This window comes from Bradyrhizobium sp. C9 (assembly GCF_002532045.1).
Lineage (GTDB): Bacteria > Pseudomonadota > Alphaproteobacteria > Rhizobiales > Xanthobacteraceae > Bradyrhizobium.
The window spans coordinates 97,167-110,631 of the sequence record NZ_NWTG01000005.1 but is presented as its reverse complement, the minus strand read 5'-3'; the positions used below and the strand labels follow the sequence as shown (position 1 = coordinate 110,631).

The following is a 13,465-nucleotide window of genomic DNA, read 5'->3' as shown; positions in this document are numbered from 1 at the left end:
AATCAGGGCGCGCGCAACTGGTTCGGGACCAGCGCCTGGCGGCGGACCAGCGCCAGCGCGATCAGGACAGTCGGGACGAGGATCGCAAGCCCCAGCATCGTCACCTGCAGCTGCGACAGCGGATTGATGCCGCCGCCGGGCGTCGCCAGCACGAAGCCGCCGATCACCAGCAGCACCCGCAGCGGCCATTCCAGGGCACCCGCGCCGCGCAGGTCGCCGACGAAGGGTTGATAGCCCTGAATGCCCCCGCAGATGAACAGCGTGCCGCACGCGGCGAGCGCCATCAGGCCGAGGCCGGCGAAGTAAGGGCTCGACCCCTGCAGCACCAGCGCCGGGTTCAGCACGAAGAAGAATGGGATGAAATAGATGATGCTGCCGACCCACATCGATTCCCATCCGGTCTTCATCGCGGGCGAGCCGGCGATGCCGGCCGCGGCGAAGGAGGCGATGGCGACCGGCGGCGTGATTGACGACAGCATGCCCCAATAGAAGATGAACATGTGCACCGCCATCCGGTTGAGCCCGAGCTTCTCCAACGCGGGTGCGACCAGGATGGCGAGGAAGATGTAGCAGGCGGTCGTGGTCAGCCCGAGGCCGAGGATCAGGCTGGTGAACGCGCACATCACAAGCAGCAGGAACGCGTTGTCGCCCGCGAGCGTCAACAGATCGTTGGCGAGGCTCGAAACCACGCCGGTCATCGAGAACGCGCCGATCAGGAGGCCGCAGCCGGCGAGGATGCCGACCAGCTCAACGAAGGTACGGCCGTTGACCTCGAGGAACCTGGCGATGGTGCCCACCGTCCAGCGGGTGTCCTTGGAGAAGATTTGATTCAGCACCAGCAGCAGCGCGGTCGCGTAGAACGGCGCGTGGCTCTCGCGCTTGAAGTACAACAGCATCACGATCAAGAGCGCGATTACGAAGACGTAGTACCAGCCGTCCCTGATCGTATCCATCACCCGCGGCAGCTCGGCGCGCGGAATGCCCTTCAGCCCGTGCCGCGCGGCGTAGGAATCGACCTGCATGAACAGGCCGACATAGTACAGCGCAGCCGGAATGATCGCGGCGACCGCGACCTCGGCATAGCTGACATTGAGGAACTGCGCGATCACGAACGCGGTTGCGCCCATCACCGGCGGCGCCAGCACGGCGCCGGTCGAGGCGCAGGCCTCGATCGCGCCGGCATAGGATGCGCGGAAGCCGCTCTTCTTCATGACCGGGATCGTCATGGTGCCGGCGGTCAGCACGTTGGAGACGATCGAGCCCGACATCATGCCGAGCAGGCCGGATGCGAAGATGCAGACCTTGGCGGCGCCGCCGCGGAAGGTGCCGCACAGCGCGAAGGCGAGGTTGATGAAGAATTTTCCGGCGCCGGTCATCATCAGCGCGGTGCCGAACACCAGGAAGCCGATCACGGTGTCGGCGAAGGCCTGGATCGGAATGCCGAGCAGGCTCTCGCCCGACAGCACGTGATAGGCCGTGGTCTGGTCGAGCGTCAGCTGCGAACCGCGGAACGGGCCGAGCCAGCTGGCCTCGGCAAACAGCGGATAGACGGTGAAGGGGAGCACGCTGAGCAACAGGCTCCAGCCGCCGGTCCGGCGCAGCGCCTCCATCAGCATCACCCACATCACGAGCCCGGCGATGATGACATTCTTTGGTGCGCCGTCGGACTCCCAGCCATATTGCGCCGCCTTGCGCACGTTCAGCATCAGCCAGATCGAGGCGGCGAAGGTCGCGACAGCCAGAACTAGGTCATACCAGGGGATGCGCTTCAGCGGCGCCCGCTCCGATCCCGGGAAGATCAGGAACGTGAAGGGCAGCATCAGCGCGATCAGGAGATAGAAATATTCGGTGGTCAGCTGAGTGTAGTCGATGAAGAAGCGCAGCGAGAATTGCTGGTTGATGCAGAGCAGGATGGTTGCCGCGGTCGCAACCACCAGCGCCCAGCGCCACAGCCCGCGCAGGGTGCGCACGCGCGTGACCTCGGCCTCCTGCAGATTGTCGAGACCGGCATGCGGATCCTCAAACTCGATTCGCTTCGCGGGCGCAGCCGCGACGGTATCCGGCATCACGCATCCCCCAGTATTGTTGATTTTGGCCGCGGTCCCGGCAGGTCTCACTCGAAGCCATCAGGCATGCCGGCCGTTGCAAGCGCCGTCGCGCGCGCTTTCATCCAGCCGTCGAGGAAGGCCTTTTCGTCGGCGGGCGGGCTGGATTTGCCGTAGTCGGTCCAGGCGGCGGCCAGCACCTCCTGACGCTTCAGAAGCGCGTTGTTGTGCGCGTCTTGCGCATCGCTCCAGTGGCCGGCTTCCCTCAGCGCCTTGACCGCGCCGGGATGCACGGGGACGACCCAGTTCTTGGTCTGCCGGTCGGCGCCGAGGCCGGCGGCACCGGGCGCCGAATCCTTGTAGGCGTCGTAGTTGACGATCATCGCCTTGGTGATCGCATAGACCTGATCGGCGGGCTGCGCGGCGTAGGCGACGAAGATCGGGTAGGGGTAGTTGCCAAGCTGGATCGGCTTGTCGGGCGAGATGCCGGCACCGCAAGTTGCGGTTTGCGGGAAGAAGAACGAGCCGACCTTCTTCACCCGTGCCCAGCCTTCCTTGTCGTCGGCGGGCAGCGGCGGCCAGATCAAACCGCGCGGCGAGGTCTCGGCTTCCTTGGCGGGGCCGGTGATCGTGGTGCCGAAGGCGGCGTCGGCATCATTGTTGATCAGGCCCTTCCACATCGCGCCGTAGCTCGCGAACTCGACGACCTTGACGTCACTCTGGGTGAGGCCGCCGAAGGCGAGCATCGCGAGCGAGTTCTGGTTCAGCGCCGGTGAGCCGACCACGAAGCCGACGCGCTTGCCGCGCAGATCCTTCATCTCCTTGACGCCGGCATCTGCCGCAACGCCAAGCGCGCCGCAATTGCAGTCGACCGATGACAGCAGCAGCTGCAGCGGCTGCGGACCCCATTCCTTGGCGCCGAATTCGAACACGCCCTCCTGCGCGAAATAGGTGCCCGATCCCATCGCGGCAGAGATCGCACGCCTGGCGCGCAGCGGTGCAAGACGTGCGACGTCGTTGCCGGCCGGCAGCACGCGGACGTCAGTACCGTATTTGTCCTTCATCATCTTGCCGACGCCGACCGCGATGTTGAACCCGGCGGTGCCGGTGTCATAGGCGGTCACCGCCATGGTCGGCGGCAGCTTGATGTCCTCGGTCGAGGCGGGCAGGGCAGCGACGATAGAAAGGCCGGCAAGAGCGGCAGGCGCGAGCGCCATCAGCCGAAGAAGCATAATTCCTCCCAGTGTTTCGCTGTGCGAAACTTTTCTTGAGAGAAATGATTGCATCACGAATTGGCGATGGCAACGCCGCCACACGCGCGAGCCGGTGATTTATGCCCGCGCATCACCAGACAGATTGTCGCGGGTGGGACTTGAGCAGTCGCCGTCAGGTCTCGACGATCGCGACGGCCTGGCCTTCGGCGATGACGTCGTCAATCCTGACCAAAATCGACTTGATTTTGCCTGCCGCTGTCGATGTGACCGGGATCTCCATCTTCATCGCTTCGACGAACGCGATCTCGTCGCCGTCGCCGATGCTGCTGCCGGCTTCAACGGGAAGCGCGCAAACGCGCCCGGCAACTTCGGTCACAACCTTGATCTCTGGCATTCCACTCTCCGATACCGTCTTGCGGAAATTTCATCCGGCGAACGGCTTTTTGTTGTGGCGGCAGATTGCCTGAGGTAGCTTCATCTGCAAGTGGAATTTTATTCCGCAAGACGGAATGGAGCCAAAACAAATGGGACGGCGCTCGGAACGGCTTAGCCGGCAGGGAATGCTCGCCAGCGAGACTGGCGATGGCGATGTCATCCAGGTGGTGTCGCGCGCGTTTGATGTGTTGCGGTGCTTCGAGGGGCACGAAGCCCGGCTCGGCAATCTCGAAATCTCGAACCGCTGCGGCTTGCCGCGTTCGACGGTGTCGCGCCTGACGCACACGCTGACGCGGATGGGACAGCTGGTCTATCTGCCGCGCGATCAGAAGTATCGCATCGGCCCGAGCGCGGTCGCGATGAGCACCTCGATGATGAAGGGGCTGCAGCTGCGCAACTTGATCCGGCTGCGTTTGCAGGATGTCGCGGATCAGTTGCCCGGCACCGTGGGCTTCGTCATCCCCGACCGTTTTCAGCTGGTCTATCTGGAGTTCGCTCGCGCGGCGAACGCGCTCGGCCTGCATGAGGCCACCGGCAGCCGCATCTCGATGGCGACCACCGCCGCGGGCCACGCCTATACGGCCGCGCTCGATCCCGCGATCGGCGATGCGCTGATATCGGAGATGGAAGGCGAACTGCCGGAAAGCGCCAAGATGCTGACGCCGCGCATCGCAGCCAACCGCCGTCATCTGCAGGAGCACGGCTATGTCGTCGCCTGCGGTCTGTGGAGCCCGCACATCAACGGCGTCGCGGTGCCGCTGTGGTCACCGCAATACCAGACCTATGTGGTCACCACGATCGGCCTGCTCTCGGCGATGTATGACGAGCAGCGGCTGCATCGCGAGGTCGCGCCGCTGATGGTCGACCTCGCGGCCGCGGTCGGCAGCCTGCTCGAAGGCGCCGACGGCGACATCTTCAGCAATCGGATCGAACGCAAGTCGCTCCCGGTGGCCACCCATAACAACAACAAAATCATCAAGACGGAGGCAATGAATGAACTGGAAGCCGGAACTCGACGACCTCGCCCGGCGCGAAGCGTTCGCGCGGGAGATGGGAGGCGTTGACAAGGTCAAGCGGCAACGCGACCAGGGCCGGCTCACGGTTCGTGAGCGCATCGACAAGCTCGTCGACCAAAACAGCTTCCACGAGGTCGGTGCCATCTCCGGCATCGCCGAATACGACGAGAGCAATGAGCTCAAGCACCTGACGCCGGCGAACTGCGTGTTCGGCCGCGCCAGGATCGACGGCCGCACCGTGGTCGTGGTCGGCGACGATTTCACCGTGCGCGGCGGCTCGGCCGATGCATCGATTTCCGCCAAGCCGTTGATGGCGGAGGAGATGGCGCACGACTTCCGCCTGCCGATCGTCCGGGTGATCGAGGGCTCCGGCGGCGGCGGCTCGGTGAAGACCATCGAGACCAGGGGCGCGGCCAATCTACCCGGCGGAGTCGGCGGCACGCGCTGGTACTGGTACACGACCGCCAACCTGGCACGCGTACCGGTGGTCGGTCTTGGGCTCGGCTCGGTCGCGGGCTTAGGTGCCGCGCGGCTGGCGGCCACGCATTACTCGGTCATGACCAAGAGCTCCGCGATGTTCGTCGCCGGCCCGCCGGTGGTGAAGCGCTTGGGGCAGGACCTGACCAAGCAGGAGCTCGGTGGCGCCGACATCCAGACCCGCGCCGGCGCGATCGACCAGGCCGTCGAGACGGAGGAGGAGGCGTTCGACTACGCGCGGCGCTTCCTGTCCTACCTGCCGGCATCGGTCTACGATCTGCCGCCGACCATTCCCTGCACCGACGATCCGGAGCGTGCCGAGGAATCGCTGCTGAAGGCAGTGCCGCGCAATCGCAAGCAGGTCTACAAGATGCGGCCGATCATCGATGCGGTCGTCGACAAGGGCTCGTTCTTCGAAGTCGCCGCCAATTTCGGCCGGCCCGTGATCACCGGTCTGGCGCGGATCGAGGGCAGGGCGGTACTGCTGCTCGCCAGCGATCCCTTCCACTATGGCGGCTCATGGACCGCGGACGCCTGCCAGAAGGTGATCCGCTGGGTCGACTTTGCCGAGACCTTCCATCTGCCGGTGGTCTATCTGATGGACTGCCCGGGCTTCATGATCGGGCTCGAGGCGGAGAAGTCGGCGACCATCCGTCACGGCGTGCGGGCGATGGCGGCGGTCAACCAAAGCACCGTGCCCTGGTGCACCATCATCATCCGCAACGCCTTCGGCGTCGCCGGCGTGGTACATCAGCCGGCTAACCGGTTCTCGATGCGCTACGCCTGGCCGTCGGCCTATTGGGGCTCGCTGCCGCTCGAGGGCGGCATCGAGGCGGCCTATCGCGCCGAGATCGACGCCGCCGCCGATCCCGCCGCCAAGCTCCGCGAGATCGAGGATCGTCTCAACAAGCTGCGTTCGCCGTTCCGCTCGGCCGAGAAGTTCTGGGTCGAGGAGGTGATCGATCCGCGCAAGACGCGCTCGCTGCTCTGCGAGTTCGCGCGTCTGGCCGAGCCGATCCGCAAGGCCGGGCCGCCGAGCAACATGTCGACGCGGCCGTAAGGCCGCCGCCGCGAACCCACCGTGTCATGCGCGGGTTTGACCCGCGCATCCGTCGTCCCCAACTGCGGACGAGGGACTCGTTCGAAGCGGATGGATTGCCGGGTCAAGCCCGGCAATGATGACTTCGTCTATTCCGCCTCCCGATGCACATCGTGGATCACGATGCCCATGCCGTTCTCGGGCATCTTGATCCAGTCGCGCCGCTTCAGCGAACGCTTGGTGTCCTCGTGTCCGCTCGCCCAGTGCTCGCGCATCGATGTGCCGGAGAATTCGTGGTCCTTGGCGTCGCCCTCATAGGCCTTCTGCTGATAGATCAATTGCAGCAGCGTGATCCCGGGTAGCCGGCTGTTCGCCTTCTTGAGCTGGCGCTCGTCTTCCGAGAGCTGGGCGTCGGGGATTTTTCCCAGCGCGTTGTGCAGGGCGGTGCGCAGATTGTAGGTCTTGCGGTAGACGTCGGTGTTGTAGCGGGTGCGCGACGAATACATGATGTCCTTGTGGCGGGCCATCACGTCCTGGATGTCGCGCGGCAGCGTACCGCGCGCCGAGAACAGGTCGACCTGGAACACAAGCGAGTTGGCGTTGTCCTCCTGGTCGAGCAGATGCTGCAGCGGCGTGTTGGAGACGATGCCGCCGTCCCAGAAATGATCGGTCCCGACCTTCACCATCGGCAGCGCCGGCGGCAACGCACCGCTCGCCATGATGTGCTCGGGGATGATCTCGTCATGCGCATTGTCGAAATAGATGAAGTTACCGGACAGCACGTTCACTGCGCCGACCGCAAAGCGCATCTTCTTGGAATTGATGCGGTCGAAATCGACCAGCTCGAGCAACGATTCACGTAAGGGCGTGGTGTCGTAATAGCTCGTGGCGGCGCGCGCGCCGGCCGGGCTGAGCCACGGATTGGACTGATGCGGTGTGAAGAAGCCGGGCTGTCCGAGCGTCGTCGTCAGCCATGAGCTGGTGAAATTGCGCGCCTTGCGGAAGATGTCGCCGTCCGGCGTGTAGTGCCAGATCTTGCGAGAGGTGATGCGATCCCAGAATGTGTGCAGCCGCTCCAGCCGCCTCTCGGGCGGATTGCCGGCAATGATCGCCGAGTTGATCGCGCCGATCGAGACGCCGCAGACCCAGTCGGGCTCGATGTTGGATTCATGCAGCGCCTGATAGACGCCGGCCTGATAGGCGCCGAGCGCGCCGCCGCCCTGCAGCACCAGCGCCACGCGATCGCATCCTTCGGGACGCCAGCCGGGCGTCGCGTGATCGATATCGTCGACATGAGGGGACCGCGCGTCCATATCAGACACTCCAAAATATTGCGGCGAGAATTCAGGGTGCCGATGACGAGGTGATGACAAATGCCACGCCGGTGCACGGCGCATCCGCCATGCCTGCCTGCATGGTTAGCATTGACCTCCAGCACAAGGCGCGGGTCATGCCGGTGACGGAAATCCCTCACATCGCTGTCAATCTCGGCCACTAGCCTCCACGCAATATTTTCGAACAGGGGGTTATTGCGATGCGCAGGGAAGATCTGCTCAAGCTTCCGTCCATGCCGGCTGCTGGTCCGAGCTATCCCGCCGGACCGTATCGCTTCATCGATCGCGAATTCCTCGTCATCACCTATGAGACCGATCCGGAATTGATCCGCGCCGGCCTGCCTGAGCCGCTGGAGCCGATCGAGCAGGCGATCGTGCATTACGAATGGATCAAGATGCCCGACAGCTCCGGCTTCGGCAGTTATACGGAGTCCGGCCTCGTGATCCCTGCGCGCCTGCACGGCGAAGAGGTCAACTTCGTCTGCCAGATGTATCTCGATGATGATCCGCCGATCGCGGCCGGCCGCGAGATCTGGGGCTTCCCGAAGAAGTACGCCCATCCCAAGCTCGAGATCGTCAAGGACACGCTGACCGGCACGCTGGAATATGCCGGCCAGCTCGTCGCGATGGGCACGATGGGCTACAAGCACGAGAGCATGGCGGGCAATGGCGACATCACCCGCGCCACGCTGTCCAAGACGCAGGTCAATCTGAAGATGATCCCTGGCGTCGACGGTCATCTCGAGATCTGCCAGCTGGTTGCGATCAACCTGACCGACATCGTCGTCAAGGGATCGTGGATCGGGCCGGGCCGCCTGCATCTCGTGCCGCACGTCAACGCACCGGTCGCGGACTTCCCGGTCAAGCGCGTCGTCGGCGCACATCACTATATCGCCGACCTGACGCTGCCGTTCGGCCGCGTCGTGCATGACTACAACAAGGAAGTCGCAGACGCGGCGGCACCGACCGGTCTCGCCGCGGAGTAGCACGCAGCGAGATCAGGCCGCGACCGGTTTCGCCTCCGGCACGACCTTGGGCTGCGGCCGCGAGATCGCCAGCACACTCACTGCGGCGATCACGCAGAGCGCGCCGGCGATGAAGAATGCTGGCAGATAGCTCGCATAGAGCGTGCGCGACAGTCCGGCGCCGAACGCGGCGGCACCGGCGCCGAGCTGGTGGCCGGCGAAGATCCAGCCGAACACCAGATTGGCGCGCTCGGCGCCGAAGCGCTGCGCGGTGAGGCGCACCGTCGGCGGCACGGTCGCGATCCAGTCGAGGCCGTAGAACATCGCAAACAGCGACAGGCCGTAGAACGTGAAGTCGGAATACGGCAGGTACAGCAGCGACAGGCCGCGCAGCCCGTAATACCAGAACAGCAGCCGGCGATTGTCGAAGCGGTCCGACAGCCAGCCCGAGATGATGGTGCCGAAGAAATCGAAGATACCCATCGCCGCGAGCAGGCTCGCGGCCTGGACCTGCGGGATGCCGTAGTCGAGGCACATCGGGATCAGGTGCACCTGGACAAGCCCGTTGGTCGAGGCGCCGCACACGAAGAACGTTGCAAACAGGATCCAGAACACCGACGATTTCGAGGAGTCGCGCAGCGTGCCGAGCGCGGCCGCCATGATCGGCGCATTGGCCGGCGGTGGCGCGGGGAGCGGCGCGGTGCCCTCGTCGCCGAACGGGCGCAGGCCGACGTCGCTCGGCCGGTCGCGCATCACCATCAGCACGGCAAAGGCGGCGATGCCGAGCATGACGCAGACGAGGCCAAGCGCGATGCGCCAGCCATAGCGATCGGTGATGGTCGCGAGCAGCGGCAGGAAGGCGAGCTGTCCGGTCGCGACGCTCGCAGTGAGCATGCCGATCACGAGGCCGCGTCGCGCCACGAACCAGCGCGTCGCGATGGTCGCGCCGAGCACCAGCGCGGTCATGCCGGTGCCGATCCCGATCACCACGCCCCACAGCAGGATGAGCTGCCAGACTTGCGTCATGGCGAGCGAGGCCAACAGTCCCGACACCACGATCAGTTGCGCCGCCAGCGTCACGTTGCGCAGGCCGTAGCGATTCATCAGCGCCGCGGCGAACGGCGCCATCAGCCCGAACAGGATGAAGCGGATCGACAGCGCCGAGGAGATCTCGGCGGTGGACCAGCCGAATTCCTTCTGCAGCGGTACGATGAAGACGCCGGGCGCGCCGACGGTGCCGGCCGAGATCAGCGCGGCAAGGAAGGTCACGGCCACCATCACCCAGCCGTAATGGATGTTGCGGCGGGCGAGTGCGGAAGCAAGCCAGTTCGAGATCATTGGGCCCCGGATGAAATGCGATGAGGGTTCTATTCGTGATGCACAATATGCCACGAGGGAGCTATGGCTAAAATGCCAAAGTTCCCTCGTTTTAGGACTCGGCGGTGAGGCCGTTTTGAACTAGTGCGTGACCCGCTCGACCGCGATCGCGGTGGCTTCGCCGCCGCCGATGCACAGGGCGGCGACGCCGCGCTTCAGGTTCTGCGCCTCCAGCGCGTGCAGCAAGGTCACGATCAGCCGCGCGCCGGTGGCGCCGATCGGATGGCCGAGCGCGCAGGCGCCGCCGTTGATGTTCAGCCGGTCACGCGGAATTCCGAGATCGCGCTGCGCCGCCATTGCGACCACCGCGAACGCCTCGTTGATCTCGAACAGGTCGACATCGCCGACGCTCCAGCCGACCTTGTCGAGCAGTTTCTTGATCGCCGGGATCGGCGCGGTGGTGAACCATTGCGGCTCCTGGCTGTGGGTGGCGTGGCCCTTGATCTCGGCCAGAACAGGCAACCCGTCGCGGTCGGCGAGCGAGCGCCGCGCCAGGATCAGCGCCGCGGCGCCGTCGGCATTGGCCGAGGAGGCGGCCGGTGTGATGGTGCCGCCCGCGCGGAACGCCGGCTTCAGGCCGGGGATCTTCGAGGGGTCGACCTTCAGCGGGTGCTCGTCATTGGCGATGATGCGCGGGCCGGCCTTCTCGGTGAGCGTGATCGGCGCGATCTCGGCCTTGAAGGCGCCACCCTCGACCGCCTTGCGGGCGCGGCTCAGCGTTTCCATCGCGAAAGCGTCCTGGTCGGCGCGGGTGAACTGATAGGCTTCCGCGGTGGCCTCGCCGAAATCGCCCATCGAGCGGCCGGTCTCATAGGCGTCCTCGAGCCCGTCCATCATCATGTGGTCGATGATGCGGTCATGGCCGGCGCGATAGCCGCCGCGCGCCTTTTGCAAGAGATACGGCGCGTTGCTCATGCTCTCCATGCCGCCGGACAGCACGATCTCGGCCGAACCGGCCTTGATGATGTCGTGGGCCAGCATGGTCGCCTTCATGCCGGAACCGCAGACCTTGTTGACGGTGGTGGCGCCGGTGGCATCCGGCAGCCCTGCGCCGCGCGCGGCCTGGCGGGCTGGGGCCTGGCCCTGGCCGGCGGGCAGCACGTTGCCCATGAACACCTCGTCGATGCGCTCAGGCGCAAGCCTGGCGCGCTCCAGCGCCGCACCGATCACATGCGCGCCGAGCTTGTGGGCCGCGAGCGGCGTGAGCTCGCCCATGAAGCGGCCGAGCGGGGTGCGGGCGGCGGAGAGGATGACGACGGGATCGGTGCTGGTTGCCATGGCAGGATTCCCTTCAATGCCGGGGATTTGATTGAATTATTCTCATCATATGATGCGTTGCAAAAAATGCAACTCCGCCTCCCATGACAAAATGTCGTGTTCGCATGAATGAGAGCGCGGGATCGTCCTGCAATCACGATTGTCCTCCTGGCGAAAGCCAGGACCCATTACCCTAACGCGATTGTTGCGTGCGGCTCTCTCCCCACCGTCGTCCCGGCGAAGGCCGGGACCCATACATCGCCGCGGATATTGTGAACGGGACTCGTCTTACCAGCGTCGGGCAACAAGCTGCATTTGGGGTTATGGGTCCCGGCCTTCGCCGGGACGACAGCGAATGTGTTGCACTGCCGTTGAATCATACACCCGCGTTCTCGCACATGAATCGCCGAGCTTTGAGAATTTCTCCGCGGAGACGGCGCGTCCGGGCTTGCCCAGGACGTTGACTAGTCCGACCGCCAGGCCCCGAGCAAAAACCGTCGCTTCGGTGCGGCGCCCGCTTGCTTCTGCACATCGGGCAGGTCGACGGCGTAGCGCTTCATCAGCAGCTTGATTGCGATCCCGATGATCACAAAGGGCGTCACGTAGATCGCGAAAACTTCGAAGGCTGTCATGGCGTCCTCCGCGGTTTCGGATCAGGCATGCTAGCACAATCATCTCGCGGGGCGGAGGGGGCGTCCGGCGGTCGCGGCGCAGGGCTGTGCAGCACGTTGGCGTCGATGCCGTCGCGCATGGCCGCATGCGGTGGCTTCGATTGACACCGGCAGGCTCGGCGCTACGCTTCCGGAACAGGACGTTTTCCCAAGAGAATCAACGGCCGGGATCTAAATCCGGATTCAAGACCCAGAAGAACCAAGAAAAGGGCAGGACACGCCGTGACACGCGTCATCGCGTCTTGAGCGGGACCGCGCGGACTTCCGCGCTGGCGCCATTTCGCATCCGCAGCTATCGCTTTCAATGGCCGTCCGATCTGCTCACCTCCTGGGCGTTCGAGGTCGAGACGCTGGTCCTCGGCTGGTACATCATGGTCGAGACCGGCTCCGTGCTGCTGCTGACCGTGCTCGCGTCGCTGCAATATGTCGGCACGCTGGTCGCGCCCGTCGTCGGCATGATCGGCGACCGGATGGGGCATCGCGATCTGCTCGCCGTGATGCGCTTTGCCTATACCGCGCTCGCCGGCACCATCATGATCCTGGCGCTGACCGGCCATCTGGCGCCGCTGAAGGTCATGGTCATCGTCGCGCTGATGGGCGTGATCCGTCCGTCGGATCTCGGCGTGCGCGGCGCGCTGCTGGCCGACATCATGCCGCCGGCGCAGCTGGTCGGCGCGATCAGCCTGGCGCGCACGACGCAGGACTCGGCGCGCATCGCCGGGGCGCTGACCGGGGCCGGATTGTTCGCGGCGCTCGGCATCGGCTATGTCTATGTCGGGATCGCCAGCTTCTATTTCGTCGCCGCGATCCTGATGCTTTGCATGGGCCGTCCAGCCAAGGCGCACGGCGTGGCCGACGCGGCGGCCGGCGACGCGCCGGGCTCGAAGCTGCTGCGCGATCTCAAGGAGGGCATCGTCTATGCCTGGAGCGGTCCGGGCATGCGCGCCGCGCTCTGCGTCGCGTTCCTCGCCAATCTCACGGCGTTTCCGCTCACCAACGGCCTGCTGCCTTTCGTCGCGCGCGAGATCTTCCATACCGACCAGACTGGCCTCGGCTATCTCTCCGCGAGTTTTGCATTCGGCTCGCTGATCGGCTCGATCACGCTCAGCATGGCCGGCGGCGTGCGCATCGCGCGGCTTTTGATCGGCGCGACGCTCGCCTGGTACGCGATGCTCATGGTGTTCGTCGAGCTCAGGACCATGCCGGTCGCGATGGCCTGCCTGGTGCTGGCCGGCATCGCGCAGAGCATGTCGATGATCTCGGCCGCCGTGATGCTGATGCGCAACGCCAGCGCTCATCTGCGCGGCCGCGTGATGGGCGTGCGCATGATGGTGATCTACGGCCTGCCGCTCGGCCTGCTCGCGGCCGGCAGCCTGATCGACCTGATCGGCTACACCGCAACCGGCACGCTGCTCGCCGCGGCGGGCTTCATCGCGATGGCGGCGATCGCGCTGCACTGGCGGGCCGATCTGTGGCCGGTGCATGCGCCGGCGAATGCGAGGTGAGGGGATGCGCCGGCGTAGCCCGGATGGAGGGAAGAGCAATCCTGGAATCCTATCCGCAGACGGTACGGCCCGGATTTCGCTTCGCTCCATCCGGGCTACGAGCTACCAAGTAGCACAGGAAGTGAAGCGA

Annotated in this window: 11 protein-coding genes; 4 read left to right on the top strand and 7 right to left on the bottom strand. The window is 65.2% G+C overall.

All coding sequences use genetic code 11. From position 1 onward, the window contains the following. Positions 1-2 precede the first annotated feature (2 nt). The 3 genes from CO675_RS13465 to CO675_RS13455 all read right to left on the bottom strand — a co-directional run bounded on the left by CO675_RS13465 (position 3) and on the right by CO675_RS13455 (position 3,653). Positions 3-2,066 carry a TRAP transporter permease gene (locus CO675_RS13465; protein WP_198964596.1) on the bottom strand — a complete coding sequence of 688 codons (2,064 nt, stop codon included), beginning with the start codon at positions 2,064-2,066 and terminating at the stop codon, positions 3-5. A 47-nt stretch (positions 2,067-2,113) separates the two neighbouring features. Next, on the bottom strand, positions 2,114-3,277 hold the full coding sequence (locus tag CO675_RS13460; RefSeq protein WP_097672390.1) for a TAXI family TRAP transporter solute-binding subunit: 1,164 nt from the start codon (positions 3,275-3,277) through the stop codon (positions 2,114-2,116). A 154-nt stretch (positions 3,278-3,431) separates the two neighbouring features. Then, positions 3,432-3,653 carry an acyl-CoA carboxylase biotin carboxyl carrier protein subunit gene (locus CO675_RS13455; protein WP_050402149.1) on the bottom strand — a complete coding sequence of 74 codons (222 nt, stop codon included), beginning with the start codon at positions 3,651-3,653 and terminating at the stop codon, positions 3,432-3,434. A 130-nt stretch (positions 3,654-3,783) separates the two neighbouring features. Here CO675_RS13455 and CO675_RS13450 point away from each other — a divergent pair, with 130 nt between their 5' ends. Both CO675_RS13450 and CO675_RS13445 read left to right on the top strand, forming a co-directional pair. Beyond that, positions 3,784-4,758: an IclR family transcriptional regulator gene (locus CO675_RS13450; protein ID WP_097672389.1), complete on the top strand. Its 975-nt coding sequence runs from the start codon at positions 3,784-3,786 to the stop codon at positions 4,756-4,758. Next, positions 4,688-6,247 carry an acyl-CoA carboxylase subunit beta gene (locus CO675_RS13445; protein WP_097672388.1) on the top strand — a complete coding sequence of 520 codons (1,560 nt, stop codon included), beginning with the start codon at positions 4,688-4,690 and terminating at the stop codon, positions 6,245-6,247. The genes CO675_RS13450 and CO675_RS13445 overlap by 71 nt, the downstream gene beginning before the upstream one ends. A gap of 128 nt (positions 6,248-6,375) precedes the next feature. On the opposite strand, the gene CO675_RS13440 is transcribed toward CO675_RS13445, so the two are convergent. Beyond that, positions 6,376-7,539, bottom strand: coding sequence for a patatin-like phospholipase family protein (locus tag CO675_RS13440; protein WP_097672387.1), 1,164 nt, complete (start codon positions 7,537-7,539; stop codon positions 6,376-6,378). A gap of 221 nt (positions 7,540-7,760) precedes the next feature. Between CO675_RS13440 and CO675_RS13435 the strand changes: the two genes are divergently transcribed. Beyond that, positions 7,761-8,546: an acetoacetate decarboxylase gene (locus tag CO675_RS13435; protein ID WP_097672386.1), complete on the top strand. Its 786-nt coding sequence runs from the start codon at positions 7,761-7,763 to the stop codon at positions 8,544-8,546. Positions 8,547-8,558: 12 nt separating this feature from the next. Here CO675_RS13435 and CO675_RS13430 read toward each other — a convergent pair whose 3' ends face one another. The 3 genes from CO675_RS13430 to CO675_RS40960 all read right to left on the bottom strand — a co-directional run bounded on the left by CO675_RS13430 (position 8,559) and on the right by CO675_RS40960 (position 11,791). Further along, entirely contained in the window at positions 8,559-9,863 is a 1,305-nt protein-coding gene (locus CO675_RS13430; protein ID WP_097672385.1) for an MFS transporter, read from the bottom strand. A gap of 120 nt (positions 9,864-9,983) precedes the next feature. Beyond that, the gene (locus CO675_RS13425) at positions 9,984-11,180 is read right to left on the bottom strand and encodes an acetyl-CoA C-acyltransferase (RefSeq protein WP_097672384.1); all 1,197 of its coding nucleotides are present in this window, start codon (positions 11,178-11,180) and stop codon (positions 9,984-9,986) included. A 443-nt stretch (positions 11,181-11,623) separates the two neighbouring features. After that, positions 11,624-11,791 (bottom strand): hypothetical protein, encoded by a 168-nt coding sequence (locus CO675_RS40960; protein WP_198964595.1) that lies wholly within the window; start codon positions 11,789-11,791, stop codon positions 11,624-11,626. 281 nt (positions 11,792-12,072) lie between these two features. Here CO675_RS40960 and CO675_RS13420 point away from each other — a divergent pair, with 281 nt between their 5' ends. Continuing rightward, positions 12,073-13,335 (top strand): MFS transporter, encoded by a 1,263-nt coding sequence (locus tag CO675_RS13420; protein WP_097672383.1) that lies wholly within the window; start codon positions 12,073-12,075, stop codon positions 13,333-13,335. Positions 13,336-13,465: the final 130 nt, after the last annotated feature.

Excerpts from the sequence above, each read along its gene's own strand:
- CO675_RS13465 (WP_198964596.1), bottom strand. The coding sequence starts at position 2,066 with ATGCCGGATACCGTCGCGGCTGCGCCCGCGAAGCGAATCGAGTTTGAG.
- CO675_RS13460 (WP_097672390.1), bottom strand. The coding sequence starts at position 3,277 with ATGCTTCTTCGGCTGATGGCGCTCGCGCCTGCCGCTCTTGCCGGCCTT.
- CO675_RS13455 (WP_050402149.1), bottom strand. The coding sequence starts at position 3,653 with ATGCCAGAGATCAAGGTTGTGACCGAAGTTGCCGGGCGCGTTTGCGCG.
- CO675_RS13450 (WP_097672389.1), top strand. The coding sequence starts at position 3,784 with ATGGGACGGCGCTCGGAACGGCTTAGCCGGCAGGGAATGCTCGCCAGC.
- CO675_RS13445 (WP_097672388.1), top strand. The coding sequence starts at position 4,688 with ATGAACTGGAAGCCGGAACTCGACGACCTCGCCCGGCGCGAAGCGTTC.
- CO675_RS13440 (WP_097672387.1), bottom strand. The coding sequence starts at position 7,539 with ATGGACGCGCGGTCCCCTCATGTCGACGATATCGATCACGCGACGCCC.
- CO675_RS13435 (WP_097672386.1), top strand. The coding sequence starts at position 7,761 with ATGCGCAGGGAAGATCTGCTCAAGCTTCCGTCCATGCCGGCTGCTGGT.
- CO675_RS13430 (WP_097672385.1), bottom strand. The coding sequence starts at position 9,863 with ATGATCTCGAACTGGCTTGCTTCCGCACTCGCCCGCCGCAACATCCAT.
- CO675_RS13425 (WP_097672384.1), bottom strand. The coding sequence starts at position 11,180 with ATGGCAACCAGCACCGATCCCGTCGTCATCCTCTCCGCCGCCCGCACC.
- CO675_RS40960 (WP_198964595.1), bottom strand. The coding sequence starts at position 11,791 with ATGACAGCCTTCGAAGTTTTCGCGATCTACGTGACGCCCTTTGTGATC.